The organism is Fontibacterium abundans (SeqCode) (assembly GCF_965235095.1).
In the GTDB taxonomy this organism is placed as follows: Bacteria; Pseudomonadota; Alphaproteobacteria; order Pelagibacterales; family Pelagibacteraceae; genus Fontibacterium; species Fontibacterium abundans.
The window spans coordinates 146,324-160,000 of the sequence record NZ_OZ249405.1 but is presented as its reverse complement, the minus strand read 5'-3'; the positions used below and the strand labels follow the sequence as shown (position 1 = coordinate 160,000).

At 31.5% G+C, this 13,677-nt stretch carries 14 protein-coding genes and 1 rRNA gene (1 of these 15 running past the window's edge); 4 read left to right on the top strand and 11 right to left on the bottom strand.

Annotation, left to right across the window (positions count from 1 at the left end; genetic code table 11):
• Positions 1–798, bottom strand: a 16S ribosomal RNA gene (locus tag AC8GER_RS00910) (it extends 688 nt beyond the left edge of the window).
• A 404-nt stretch (positions 799–1,202) separates the two neighbouring features.
• Between AC8GER_RS00910 and AC8GER_RS00905 the strand changes: the two genes are divergently transcribed.
• Entirely contained in the window at positions 1,203–2,498 is a 1,296-nt protein-coding gene (locus AC8GER_RS00905) for a M23 family metallopeptidase (RefSeq protein ID WP_506598107.1), read from the top strand.
• A gap of 6 nt (positions 2,499–2,504) precedes the next feature.
• Here AC8GER_RS00905 and AC8GER_RS00900 read toward each other — a convergent pair whose 3' ends face one another.
• From AC8GER_RS00900 to AC8GER_RS00880, 5 genes are all read right to left on the bottom strand, one after another.
• On the bottom strand, positions 2,505–2,939 hold the full coding sequence (locus AC8GER_RS00900; RefSeq protein WP_506598106.1) for a DUF4167 domain-containing protein: 435 nt from the start codon (positions 2,937–2,939) through the stop codon (positions 2,505–2,507).
• Positions 2,940–3,060: 121 nt separating this feature from the next.
• Positions 3,061–3,909 (bottom strand): peptide chain release factor N(5)-glutamine methyltransferase, encoded by an 849-nt coding sequence (prmC, locus tag AC8GER_RS00895; RefSeq protein WP_506598105.1) that lies wholly within the window; start codon positions 3,907–3,909, stop codon positions 3,061–3,063.
• Between the two features lie 4 nt (positions 3,910–3,913).
• Positions 3,914–4,990, bottom strand: a complete 1,077-nt coding sequence (gene prfA / locus AC8GER_RS00890; RefSeq protein ID WP_506598104.1) for a peptide chain release factor 1 — start codon at positions 4,988–4,990, stop codon at positions 3,914–3,916.
• Between the two features lie 6 nt (positions 4,991–4,996).
• Positions 4,997–6,103 (bottom strand): flavodoxin-dependent (E)-4-hydroxy-3-methylbut-2-enyl-diphosphate synthase, encoded by a 1,107-nt coding sequence (ispG, locus tag AC8GER_RS00885; RefSeq protein ID WP_506598103.1) that lies wholly within the window; start codon positions 6,101–6,103, stop codon positions 4,997–4,999.
• A gap of 5 nt (positions 6,104–6,108) precedes the next feature.
• Positions 6,109–7,320, bottom strand: coding sequence for an aspartate kinase (locus AC8GER_RS00880; RefSeq protein ID WP_506598102.1), 1,212 nt, complete (start codon positions 7,318–7,320; stop codon positions 6,109–6,111).
• 67 nt (positions 7,321–7,387) lie between these two features.
• Between AC8GER_RS00880 and ubiG the strand changes: the two genes are divergently transcribed.
• Entirely contained in the window at positions 7,388–8,128 is a 741-nt protein-coding gene (ubiG, locus tag AC8GER_RS00875; protein ID WP_506598101.1) for a bifunctional 2-polyprenyl-6-hydroxyphenol methylase/3-demethylubiquinol 3-O-methyltransferase UbiG, read from the top strand.
• Here ubiG and AC8GER_RS00870 read toward each other — a convergent pair.
• Genes AC8GER_RS00870 through AC8GER_RS00860 form a run of 3 tightly spaced genes read right to left on the bottom strand, consistent with a single transcriptional unit; the run spans position 8,125 to position 9,537 of the window.
• Complete coding sequence (locus AC8GER_RS00870; RefSeq protein WP_506598100.1) at positions 8,125–8,559, bottom strand: DUF1178 family protein; 435 nt, start codon at positions 8,557–8,559, stop codon at positions 8,125–8,127. The genes ubiG and AC8GER_RS00870 overlap by 4 nt on opposite strands.
• Before the next feature lie 38 nt (positions 8,560–8,597).
• Positions 8,598–9,155 carry a DUF3833 domain-containing protein gene (locus AC8GER_RS00865; RefSeq protein ID WP_506598099.1) on the bottom strand — a complete coding sequence of 186 codons (558 nt, stop codon included), beginning with the start codon at positions 9,153–9,155 and terminating at the stop codon, positions 8,598–8,600.
• The gene (locus AC8GER_RS00860) at positions 9,127–9,537 is read right to left on the bottom strand and encodes an NUDIX domain-containing protein (RefSeq protein ID WP_506598098.1); all 411 of its coding nucleotides are present in this window, start codon (positions 9,535–9,537) and stop codon (positions 9,127–9,129) included. Before AC8GER_RS00860 ends, AC8GER_RS00865 begins: the two co-directional genes overlap by 29 nt.
• An 85-nt stretch (positions 9,538–9,622) precedes the next feature.
• Here AC8GER_RS00860 and AC8GER_RS00855 point away from each other — a divergent pair, with 85 nt between their 5' ends.
• The gene (locus tag AC8GER_RS00855) at positions 9,623–10,723 is read left to right on the top strand and encodes an alkene reductase (RefSeq protein ID WP_506598097.1); all 1,101 of its coding nucleotides are present in this window, start codon (positions 9,623–9,625) and stop codon (positions 10,721–10,723) included.
• 3 nt (positions 10,724–10,726) lie between these two features.
• Here AC8GER_RS00855 and AC8GER_RS00850 read toward each other — a convergent pair whose 3' ends face one another.
• Positions 10,727–11,611 (bottom strand): cation diffusion facilitator family transporter, encoded by an 885-nt coding sequence (locus AC8GER_RS00850; protein WP_506598096.1) that lies wholly within the window; start codon positions 11,609–11,611, stop codon positions 10,727–10,729.
• A gap of 97 nt (positions 11,612–11,708) precedes the next feature.
• Here AC8GER_RS00850 and AC8GER_RS00845 point away from each other — a divergent pair, with 97 nt between their 5' ends.
• Positions 11,709–12,131, top strand: a complete 423-nt coding sequence (locus AC8GER_RS00845) for a DUF4149 domain-containing protein (protein WP_506598095.1) — start codon at positions 11,709–11,711, stop codon at positions 12,129–12,131.
• A gap of 7 nt (positions 12,132–12,138) precedes the next feature.
• Here the strand turns inward: AC8GER_RS00845 and AC8GER_RS00840 are convergent, their stop codons facing one another.
• Entirely contained in the window at positions 12,139–13,581 is a 1,443-nt protein-coding gene (locus AC8GER_RS00840) for a sodium:solute symporter family transporter (protein ID WP_506598094.1), read from the bottom strand.
• Positions 13,582–13,677 lie beyond the last annotated feature (96 nt).

Sequence of the window (13,677 nt, the reverse complement as noted above, 5' to 3'; positions counted from 1 at the left end):
CGATACTGAAAATAAATTTCCAACATCTAGCAATCATCGTTTATGGTATGGACTACGAGGGTATCTAATCCTCTTTGCTACCCATACTTTCGCGCCTCAGCGTCAGTGTTGATCCAGAAAGCCGCCTTCGCAACTGGTGTTCTACATAATATCTACGAATTTCACCTCTACACTATGTATTCCGCTTTCCTCTATCAAACTCTAGTCGAGCAGTTTTAATTGCAGTTCCAAAGTTAAGCTTTGGGATTTCACAATTAACTAACTCAACGGCCTACGCGCGCTTTACGCCCAGTAATTCCGAACTACGCTAGGTCCCTTCGTATTACCGCGGCTGCTGGCACGAAGTTAGCCGGACCTTATTCTTAGGGTACAGTCATTATCTTCCCCTACAAAAGAGCTTTACAACCCAAAGGCCTTCTTCACTCACGCGGCATCGCTGCATCAGAGTTTCCTCCATTGTGCAAGATTCCCCACTGCTGCCTCCCGTAGGAGTCTGGGCCGTGTCTCAGTCCCAGTGTGGCTGATCATCCTCTCAGATCAGCTATTGATCATTGTCTTGGTGAGCCATTACCTCACCAACTAACTAATCAAATGCGGGCTCATCTTATGGCATTAAAACTTTCCCCGTAAGGGCTTATCCAGTATTAGCATCGGTTTCCCAATGTTGTCCTGAACCACAAGGCAGATTCCCACATGTTACTCACCCGTCTGCCACTCAGTATTGCTACTGCGTTCGACTTGCATGTGTTAGGCGTGCCGCCAGCGTACGTTCTGAGCCATGATCAAACTCTCAAGTTTAATAACGGCGTACACAAGCTTTTACTATCTGTTTAATTAAAAACAGCTTGTACAAAATTACTTTTGTATTTTTATAGAAGTGTGTACAGCCAAATTTTTTTTACAAATATAGCCGTCCACGCTTCTCTTCCTAATTTACGTTTTTAAAGAGCTCAACAAGACAACAAGAAATCTGTTAGGATTTCTTTTTGTCTTATTTAAATTTTTATTAATTTGCCCCTAAATAATTAATTATTCAGGGCAAGGGACGATGTATGTACGTCTAAAATGTTGCTAAGTCAACACAGCTATTGGCTATTTAAACCCAATAAAATAGCCTCTAATTAACTATAATATACATACTTAACAACTTAAAATTGAGGTTTGGGATGACTCTAAAAAGCTAATGAGATATTTAAGTCCAAATGTATAAAAAAATCCTAAGTTACAGGCCAAGCTTTAAGCCTAGTTTAGTATTTTTAATAATTCCAATCCTGATTATTTTTATTTTTATCTCTAAATATTTTGATCAATATAGTGAGAATAGCGAGAGTAAAGATCAGGAGTTAGAAAATAATTTAATAACAGTAAAGGATTTTTTATTTAATCAATTTAATTCTGGGGCAACAAAAGTTGAGCTTAAAGTAAGAAACGGAGATAGCATACAGAGAATTCTTTATGATCAAAAAATTTCACCTACAGAAGTTAATAATGTTCTTAACGCTCTACGAAGAGAATATAATGTTGGCACACTAAGAAATGATCAAAAAGTTTATTTAATTGTAAAAAGAGAAAAAAATGGAAATTTTGTTTCAAGACTAACGGTCAATATAGACAACATTACTTCAGTTCATGTTTTCTTAAACAAAGATAATGTTTACGAGACAAAAAGAGTTACAAAAATTTTAACAAAAAAAAATCATTTAGTTGAAACAACAATTGATAGAGGGATTTATAGAACAGCTAAACAATCTGGTATTGAAAATAGTATCGTAGCCCAGTTTGCAAGGCTTTATGGATTTGAAGTGGATTTCCAACGTGATTTGAAAAAAAATGATAAAATTAAAATATTTTACGAAAGATATTTAGACGATGATGGTGTGTCACAAAGAACAGGGAATATTATTTACAGTGAGATTACCAATGTTGAAAGAAATATTGCCCTTTATCGTTACGAATATCCTAATGGAAGTATTGCTTACTTTACTCCTGAAGGAAAAAGTATTGAAAAAAGTTTAATGAGAACTCCAATAAATGGAGCAAAATTATCTTCACGTTACGGATTTAGAATTCATCCAATTTTAGGTTACAACCAAATGCATCAAGGTACAGATTTTGCGGCGCCTATTGGAACACCTGTAATGGCCTCTGGAGCTGGCACGGTTGAATATTCTGGATGGAAAGGTGGTTATGGAAAATTTATTTCAATTCGTCACAGTCCTGTTTATCAAACAAACTATGCTCACTTACAAGATTATGCCAAAGGCATGAGACGTGGAACTAAAGTTCAACAAGGTCAGGTAATAGGATATTTAGGAAGCACTGGAAGTTCTACAGGTCCGCACTTGCATTATGAAGTTGTGGTAAATGGAAGAAAAGAAAATTCACAAACATTAAAGTTACCTTCAGCAGCACCGTTGGAAGGCAATAATAAAAACTTCTTTGAGATACAAAAGCGAAATGTCGATAACTTAATTTTAGAAGCTTCTAAAAAGAAATAATAAATTTTAAGAATTTCCGTCTGCTTGTTCTGAATTAGCAGCAGCTGTTTCTTGCGGTTCATCTAAATGAACGCCTGGGATTTTATTAATAATTTCGGTCGTTCCAGTTGGCGCCTCTGTCTCAGTTCCATTTCTTTCTGATCTGTGTTGTGGAGGAGCTATTCTTATATAATGATCTGCATGCTGATAATAATTTTCAGCTAAAATAATATCACCTGAGGCAAGAGCTTCTCTTGCTAGGTTGTTATACTTTTCAACTAACTTATGCGCACCATGAGCTGATCCGTTATTTCTATAACCATTATTTCCGTTATTATTAAAAGAGTGCTCAATGTTTTGAGATCTATTAGTTCTAAAACCACCATTACTTGGTCTTCTCATTCCACCACCGCTTCTTTGATCTGGGCGTCTTCTTGGTGGTCTCCTTACAAAACTATTCATCAATTATTTAAATTAAAATTATTATTTTTTGTTTGATTTTTTCTATTTCAATTTCAGGGAAGTCCTTAAACTTCCATAAATGCCATTTAATGTCAATTCTTAGTTATTATTATAATGTTTTCTAAAGTTTAGTTGCTAATAAACAACGAACTTGTTTGTTAATTAAAATATATTTATCTAAAATTTTAAAGCGATTTTTTTTTAAATATGTCGCTAATATGTGAAACTGATTATCACCAATTTCAAGCGCTAGCAAACCATTTATTTTTAAAATTTTTGAAGCTAAATTTATAATTTTGCATAAAAAATCAACACCCTGCACACCTCCTTGCAGAGCAATTTTAGGTTCGTAAAGTTTAATATCTAGATTCAAATTCTTTAATGAAACATCTGGTAAATATGGGGGGTTCGAGACAATAAGATCAAATTTTTTATCAAACTTTATCTCTTCTAAATTAACATTTTTAAATGATGCACGATTATCAACCTGCTGTGAAATTGAATTTTTCTTTGCAATAGCAATTGCTTTTGTAGATTTATCTACTCCAATTCCTTTGGCTTTAACTATCTCTTTTAATAAAGATATTAGAATACATCCAGAACCTGTTCCAATGTCTAAGATATTCCAATAATTATTCTTATTACTAATTTGAGACAAAATTAAATCAATTAATACTTCAGTTTCAGGTCTTGGTATTAGCACCGAACGATCAACGTAAAAATTTGTACTCCAAAATTCTTTATTATTTAATATATAGGCAATAGGTTCTTTTTTTACTCTTCTGCTTACTAACTTCTGTAGTTCTTCAGTTTTACTGTGCGAAAGATTTTCTTTTAATTTAGAATAAATGCTCTCTCTTGGAATATTAATTAAATGAGAAACTAATATCTCAGAATCTAATCTAGAGTTTAAATTATTACTTCTTTTTAATTCTTGTTCTGCAAAGGCAATTGCTTCATTTACTAACATATATTCATATCTTTAAGTTCTCCAACTGCTCTTCTTGGAATTGAATTTGTATAGCGTCTGACAATTCTTTAAACGCATCACCGGCTAAAAAATCTGTTAATTTATAAAGGGTCATATTAATTCTATGATCTGTAACCCTTCCTTGTGGAAAGTTATAAGTTCTAATCCTTTCAGATCTGTCTCCTGTTCCAATCTGACTTTTTCTAGCTTTCGCTCTTTCACTTTCTTGTTGAGATCTTTGCAAATCATAAAGTTTTGATCTTAAAATTTTTAAAGCCTTTGCTTTATTTTTATGTTGTGATTTTTCATCTTGTTGCGAGACAACTATTCCTGATGGAATGTGAGTTACTCGAACTGCACTATCAGTCGTGTTAACTGATTGTCCTCCTGGACCGCTTGATCTAAAAACGTCAATTCTTAAATCTGCATCATTAATTTTTACATCTACTTCTTCAGCTTCAGGCAGAACTGCAACTGTTGCTGCTGATGTATGAATTCTTCCTTGTGTTTCTGTATCGGGTACTCGTTGAACTCTATGAACTCCTGACTCAAATTTTAATTTAGAAAAAACATTACGACCTACAATAGATGCGATAATTTCTTTGTAACCACCACCCTCACTGTTTGATAAATTTATAATTTCAACTTTCCAACCATTTAGCACTGCAACTTTTTGGTACATATTAAATAAGTCAGCGGCAAATAAAGCGGCCTCCATACCGCCTGTTCCTGCTCTTATTTCAATAATAGCGTTCTTTTCATCTGCTTCATCTTTTGGAAGTAAGAAAACTTTAAGTCTTTTTACACAATCTTCTTCTTGCTGTTTTAAGTCCTTAAGTTCTTTCTCAGCCATCTCATAGAATTCTTTATCAGTAGACTTGTCCTCTAAAATATTCTTGGTGCTTTTTAAATCCTCTAAAACTTTTAAATAATCTTTCGCATAACTTATTATATCATTAAGGTTTGAATATTCTTTCGAGTTACTAACAAACTCATCTTTTTTAAGATCAGGTTTCGCTAAAATATTTTCTAGCTCATTGAATCTACTTACGATGTTCTCAACTTTATCTATGGGTATCATTTAAATTTAAAGAGCTTGATTTCTAATCTGTTCTGCTTTTTTTTCAACAAGACCTACAATGTGATCAATAATGTTTTCACTAGGAACTTTATGATCTGCTAAGCCCGACAAGTAAATCATATTACTACCTTTGCCACCACCTGTTAAACCGATATCTGTTTGTGATGCTTCACCTGGTCCATTTACAACGCAACCAATAATAGACAATGTTAAAGGTTCTTTAATGTGAGATAATCTTTGCTCTAATATTTCTACAGTCTTAATAACTTCAAATGCTTGTCGTGCACATGATGGGCAAGAAATTATTTTAACACCTCTATTTTTTAAATTTAAACTTTTTAATATTTCAAGTCCTGCTTTAACTTCATTTACTGGATCCGAAGAAAGGGAAATTCTTATAGTATCTCCAATCCCCTCGCTTAATAACATTCCAATTCCAATTGAAGATTTAATAGTTCCTGCGAAATAACTTCCAGCTTCTGTTATTCCAAGATGTAGTGGATAATCACATTTTTTTGAAAGTTGTCTGTAAGCATTGACTGCTAAGAAAATATCTGAAGCCTTGACACTTATTTTAAAATTAAAAAAATCTAAATCTTCTAAAATCTTAATATTTCTGTCAGCGCTTTCAACTAAAGCTTCTGGGCATGGTTCTTTATATTTTTCTAATAAATCTTGCTCTATTGACCCACCATTAACTCCAATTCGAATTGAACAACCAAAATCTTTTGCAGCTTTAACAATTTCTTTTACTCTATCTTTTGAACCAATATTTCCTGGATTAATTCTAAGACAACTTGCTCCTGCTTCTGCAGCTTCAATTGCTCTTTTATAATGAAAGTGAATATCTGCAACGATTGGTACGTTTGCATGTTTTACAATCTCTTTTAATGCCTTTGTAGATTCTTCATCTGGACAAGAAACTCTAACAATATCAGCGCCTGCTTCGGCTATTTGATTAATTTGTAAAATGGTCGCTTTAGCATCCGTTGTTAAAGTATTAGTCATGGACTGCACAGATATCGGAGCATCACCACCAACATAAACGTTGCCTACTTTAATTTTTTTTGTTTTTCGTCTTAAGATTTCTCGAAAAGGTCTAATACTGCTCATATAATTTAATCTAAATCAAATGCAGCATGAATAGCAACTACAGCTTTTTGTGTTTGATTTTCATCTATTAATACAGAAATTTTAATTTCTGAAGTTGATATTACCAAAATATTTATGCTTTGATCTGATAATGCTTTAAACATTTTAAAAGCAACGCCTGGATGGGTAATCATACCGGCACCTACTATTGAAACTTTAGCAACTTTGTCATCAAAAGTAATTTTTTCAAATTTAAGGTTACTATTTTTTTTAATAAGATTTACAGATTTATCCAGATCTTCTCTTTTAATTGTAAAAGTAACGTCAGTTCTTTTATTATCGGCTGATACGTTTTGGACAATCATATCAACGCTAATATTATTTTCATACAAAGGTTTGAAAATGCTAGCTGCAATTCCAGGTCTATCTTCAACTCCTATTAAAGTTATTTTGGCATCATCTTTAGAGTAAGCAACACCTGTTATAACTTTGTCATAAGAAATTTTATCGTCGCTCGTAATGCTGGTCCCTTCATTATTTGTAAATGTTGAACGAACATGAATTTCAACATCGTTCATCATGCCTTGCTGTACAGAGTTACTTTGCATAACTTTTGCTCCTAAAGATGCCATCTCTAACATTTCTTCATAAGAAATTTTTTCAATTTTTTTTGCTTTAGGATTAATAGCGGGGTTAGTTGTATAAACGCCATCTACATCTGTATATATTTCACAATAATCAGCTCCTATGCATTTAGCTAAAGCAACTGCTGAAGCATCAGATCCACCTCTTCCTAATGTTGAGAGCCTAAAATCTTTTGAAACTCCTTGAAAGCCTGGAACAACTGGAATTTCACCTTGATCCAAAGACTTGTTAAGTTTTGTAGTCTCAATTGAAACTATTCTAGAGTTAGAATGAAAGCCTTCAGTTACAATTGGAATCTGCCAACTCAACCACGATCTTGATTTAAGACCAAGTTTTTTTAAAGCACCCGCGAATAATGTTGAGGTAACTTGTTCGCCCGTTGAAAGTAGAGCATCATATTCCTCTAAATCAAAATTCTGATCTATTTCTTTTGATTTTTTTATTAAATCATTAGTAACGCCAGACATTGCTGAAACTACAACAACAACTTTATGACCTTCGTCTACCTTACTTTTGATAAGTTTTGCGGCATTTAAAATTCTTTCTATGTTTGCAACAGATGTGCCGCCAAATTTAACTACAATTTTACTCATGAATGCTAATTTATATATTAAAAATTTAGATTTATAATTACCCCTATGTTAAATATTTCGCAAGAAAATGAACATAGATAATAAAAATAATCAAACAGATGATCTACGAGAAATAAAAAAATTCTCAGAAATGGCTTCTGAATGGTGGGATCCAAATGGAAAATTTGCACCCTTACATAAATTTAATCCTATTAGACAAGAATATTTAGTAGATAAAATTAAAAATCATTTCTCAATACTACCTAATGGATCTTATCCATTTAAGAACTTAACTTTATTGGATGTTGGATGTGGAGGAGGTTTAATTGCAGAACCTATGACAAGATTAGGTGCAAAAGTTACTGCAATTGATGCTTCTGAAAAAAATATAAATGTTGCAAAGTTTCATGCCGAACAAATGAATTTAAAAATTAATTACTTATGCGCAACTCCTGAAAAGTTAAATGAACAATTTGATGTTATTTTATGTTTAGAAATAATTGAACATGTTGCTGACGTTGATTTATTTATAAAATCTTGCGCTAAATTATTAAAAAAAAATGGCGTTATATTTTTTGCAACATTAAACAGAACTGCTAAATCATTTTTGTTTGCAATTGTAGGAGCTGAATACATATTAAATTGGCTACCCAAAGGTACTCACGATTGGAATAAGTTTTTAAAGCCCAATGAAATAATCTCAACGGCCTCTAATTATCAACTAGCGCTTAAAGAAACGGTAGGTTTTAAATTTAATATTTTCTTAAGGGAATGGCAGAAAAGTAAAGACATGGACGTTAATTACGCGGTAAGTTTTAAAAAAAATTAAGCGTCTTCTTTTGGAGCCCAAGGAATGGTCGCAACATCAATTCCCTCTTCTTGTAATTCTTTAGTCTCTTCTAAAGTGGCATTGCCATAAATGTTTCTTTTTTTCTTTTTGTCGTAATGAATAGATCTAACCTCTGATACAAATTTATCTCCTACAAACTCAGCGTTCTTAGCAACATAATCATTCAATTCTCTGATTTTGCTTTTTACATTTTTGAAAAACTCTTTTTTTTGCTCAACATCTTTTTCAGGGACAGAAGTTTTAGAGGTTGCAACACTTGGGGCCATTATACTCTTCTTAACGGTTTTTGAACGACCACATACGTAACAATTTATTAAATTCTTTTTTAATAACTTTTCATATTCATTGGAATTTTGAAACCAGCTTTCAAAGGTTTCACCACAAGAACATTCAAGATTATATTTAATCATACCCTTAATGTAGTAACGTTCGTCTTAATTTCAATACGTTAAGTTTTATTGAAGAATAGAATAACTTTTCCAAGCGTTATTCCAAATTTTGACATGGTTGCAATATTGACTAAATAATTATTGTCCTGCAAAAACATCCAGTCATCAAAGCTAACTTTGTATTTGCTAGAGCCAATTGGAAGATCAAAATCATATTTCCAATTAAATGCATTTCCAGAAGTTGAACCTGAGGCAAGACCTATAACTCCGTCAGCATATCCTTGATACTGATTGGTGCCAATTTTTTCAAGTTTCCACTCTCTATATTCTTTAGTTCCATCGTCATAAATAAAATTCTCCTTCATAATGAGATATTTTCCGTCCCAAGTCCCATCGATATCAACTTTAAAACTTTTTTTAATGTTACCAAAACGATCTTCGAATACTCCACGTGCAATTGTTTTGCCCTTGAAATACTCTTCTAATTTAAATTCAGGTTTATTATTTTGAAATTGTTCTAATTTCATAGATGAAGAACACTGTGTTACACTAAAAAAAATAAAAAATATAAATAATATTTTAATATTTTTATTTAAAAAATTTGTAATAATTTTCATATATTCTATCAAAAACAATCTGACTTCCTGGTAAAAAATTAAACTCTTTTATTTGCTTACGATTTATCCAGTTTAATTGTTGTTTTTCTTTAAGTTTAACCTTTCCTGACCAATATTCTACCAGATAAATCATCATAATAATTATGTTATTTTTGTAACGATGTGTAATTAGATCTATATTTTTTAAATCTTCTTTATCTATATTAACTCCTATTTCTTCGTATAATTCTCTAACAGCACAATCTTCGAAAGACTCGTTGTTAAAAAGTTTTCCACCTGGTATCTCCCAAAACCCACTTAAAAATTTACCATTAGGTCTACTGGTAATTAAAATCTTATTAGACTTTTTAAGTAAGCATGATGAAACGTAAGTTATTTTCATAAAAAATTTAATAAATATTTAATATTAACAAAATTGACATTGATGACTATGCTACTTATACAACACTTCAATCAAAGAGAAACATATGCCAACAATTTTCGATAATTTAAAAATAGGCAATCTAACACTTCCAAATAGAATTATTATGGCTCCGCTTACACGTATGCGAAGCAAACAGCCTGGCAATATTCCTTGGGAATTAAATGCTACTTATTATGCTCAACGTGCGTCGGCTGGTTTTATTATAACTGAAGCAACACAAATTTCTCAACAAGGTCAGGGTTATCCTGGGACTCCTGGAATTCACAGCAAAGAACAAGTGCAGGGATGGAAATTAATTACTGACGCTGTACATAAAAATGGAGGTCATATTTTTTTACAATTATGGCATGTAGGAAGAATTTCTCATTCATCTCACCAGCCAAATAATAGTTTGCCCGTTGCACCTTCAGCAATTGCTGCAAAAAATTCAGGAACATTTACTGCTGATTGGAAACCTACTCCTATTTTAATACCAAGAGCATTAGAAGCATCAGAACTTCCAGGGATTGTTCAAGATTATGTGAACGCTGCAAAAAATGCAAAAGAAGCTGGCTTTGATGGCGTTGAAGTTCATATGGCTAATGGATATTTGCTCGATGAGTTTTTACAAGATGGAAGCAACAAAAGAACCGATGAGTTTGGCGGCACCATAGAAAATAGAGTTAAATTTCCTATACAAGTATTGGATGCTGTCATTGATGTTTTTGGAAAAGATAGAGTTGGCGTAAGACTTTCTCCTTATGGAACATTCAATGATATGAGTGACTCTAATCCTGTAGAATTATTCACTTATTTAATAGATCAATTAAATCAAAGAGAAATTGCATTCCTAGATATGATTGAACCTAGAGCAACATTAGCTGGTGGTGGTGATGCTGTTGATGCTAACGCTCCTTCTGCTACAAAATTATTTAGAAAAAAATTTAAAGGAATATTTATTTCTGCTGGAGGTTACACGCCTGAAGATGCAAAAACAGCCGTTGAATCAAATGATGTGGATGCTGTGGCATTTGGTAGAATTTTTATTGCGAATCCAGATTTGCCAAAACGTGTCAAAATAAATGCGCCTTTAAATCCTTATAACCGCGCAACTTTTTATGGTGGTGATGAAAAAGGCTATACTGATTATCCAGCTTTAAACTAAATTTTAAACAGGATCAATGTGAGTCATTAGGTTTAAGACCCTAGAGCTGCGCATAACTCTATTTCTTGCCTCAACTGCAATTGCATGACCTTCCGCTACTGTTAAAGTTCCTTTAACTTCAATATGAACATCTGCAATAATACTATCGCCTACTTTTCTTGTTCTTAAATCATGAACATTAACAACGCCTGGCGTTTCTAATATTATTTTTTTAATTTTTTCAACTTCATAAGTATCAGCAGCTTTATCTGTTAGAGCATGAATTGCTTCATGACTAAAAGTCCATCCCATTTTTAAAATCATAACACCAACAATGATTGCAGCGATTAAATCAAAACTATGATATCCAAGAAGATTAAAAATAATTCCAATTGCAACAATTAAAGACGATGCTGCATCAGAACGTGCATGCCAAGCATTGGCCATTAACAGACTTGATTTAGCTCTTTTTGCAATATTTAAAAGATAACGAAATAATAATTCTTTAACTACTAAACAAATAATTGATGCATACAAAGCTGTAACATGCACTGCCACTATCTGATCAGAGTTTTCGAGCTTTTTACCTGCGCTCCAAATCATGGCACATCCAACAAAAAATAAAAGAACTCCTAAGAATAAGCCTACGGCATTTTCATATCTATGATGACCATAATTATGATCATCATCCGGTGGATTTAAAGATTTCTTACTTGTAATTAAAACTATTAAGTCGGAGAGCATGTCAGCTAAGGTATGAAAACCATCTGCTATCAATCCTGATGATTTAGAGAAAAATCCAACAACTATTTGAAAAATAACTAGAAAAAAATTAACGACTACACTTGTCCATGTACTCTTGTTCGCAATTTTTCTTTTTCTAACATAATTGGATAAAGAATCTGACATGTGTTCTGGTGTATAAAATATAGAATATGAATAAGCTATTTTATTTATTTGATTAAATAAAGTTTACCTATATGGTCTTTTTTTTATTAATATTTAAATGCCAACAATACTTGATTACCTTCTATTAACAGTTATCACGATATTTCCAGTTTTAAGTCTTGGAATAATGTTATTTTTTTCTTTTGTAATCGCACCAACTGTTCATAAATTCTTACCTACTACACAGTCAGGTCCATATATTAGAAGATTGTTCCCTATTTATTATATTATTAATGCAGCTCTTGCTTTGGGTTCCCTAATCGCAATTGCTTCTCTTGGTGTGTTTAATGCAATTTTTTACGCAAATGTAATTATCTTTGTTTTATTTGCGCTTTGTTATTTTTATTTAATGCCAACAATCAATAAACAAAAAGCAAAAGATAATCGCACATTTAAAATCTTACACGGTAGTTCTATCGTGATAAATTTCATTCAGATAATTCTACTAATATTAATTACTGTAGTACTATTAGATTTTTAAGATCCTTTTACTTAGCTCTTCGATAAATAATATCAAAAACCATCGGTGAAAAGGTTGCAAATAAGAAAGACCAGAATAACAACGAATTAGTAAAAATTTCATTAAAAATACTTTTATTAAAAATAACTCCAATTAATAAAGATTTAGAAAAATCTGTGCTTGGAAAAAATAATAATCCTAAACAAAGTCCAATCATTATTAAAACTAGAGATCTAAAAGGATAAGTTTTTTTTTGGTATAAACCTTTAAACACTACGTAAGCACAAGCGCAACAAAGAAGATCTGCTAATAAAAATAAATAAAGAACACTAAATTGATAAAGAGCAATAATTAAACAAATAATTGATAATAAAATTAAAATAATATTTGAAAGTCTTTTATCTTTTAAATATTTAAAATTAAAAAAATCTTTGCTGTGAACAATTGTAAGGCTTGATATTGAATTTAATAAAGTATCAACAGTACTAATAGTTAAGCACAGAGAAAAAATAAGAATAATTAATGAAATTAAAATATCACTTTTATTTAAAATAATAGAAAAGAAAGCAAGATCATCATTAAATTTTAATCCATTTAATTTAGAAACGCTTCCGGTCAGTCCCATTAATAAAACAATAAAAAAAATAATAAAAAATGAAATAAGCAAACTATTCACTAAAATCTTGTCATTCTTAGCTGCATAAACCCTTTGCCAATTTCCTTGATGAAATAAATTAGTTGCAGCTACTGCTATAAAAAAAACAAAGCCAAATTGAAAAGAGGATATTAAAGATTTGCTATCAAATTTAATAAAACCATCTTGAAAAATATTAAGATTTAAATTGTTATTATTCTGTAAAAATACTGAAAAAATTAAGTATAAAAATAATAAGATGATAACAACAAATTGAATACCATCACTTCTAATAGTTGCTTTTAATCCGCCAAATAGAACGTATGTTAGTGTAAAAAATAAAATAATAGATGCTGAAATCCAAATATTAAGTCCTGAAATATAATAAATAAGCTTGGATATTGCAGTTACTTCTGCGCATAGAAATATAAATAAATAAAAGATCATTAAGGAAAAAATTAATTTGAATAAATTCTTTCCAAACTTCTTTAATACTAATTCAGTTAGAGATTTTCCTTTAGGTAATAATACTCTTATTTTTTTTCCAAAAAATATTAGCAAAATCATTGGAAAAGCAGTTCCAAGAGCATAACCAATAATAGATCCAAAACCACCCCATGTTGCGGCTGTTGGTGGTCCAAATAATATCCATGCACCAAGAGATGATGCAATTAAAGTAGCACTTAAACTAAAGACACCTTCATTACGATCTGAAACTAAATAAGTGTTTAAGCTAACTTTTTTTCTAGAATAAAATATTCCAATAAATAAAAATAACGTTGAAATAAAAACTACAACTGTGAATGCAAGATTTAAACTTAAGAAACTATTTATCATTTTTCCCTAATTGAATTACCAATCCAGGTTCAAGAGTCTAATCTCAGCCTCTTTCGAAGCACCCCTAAAACTTAGTGAAAGAAATACTAAAACAGT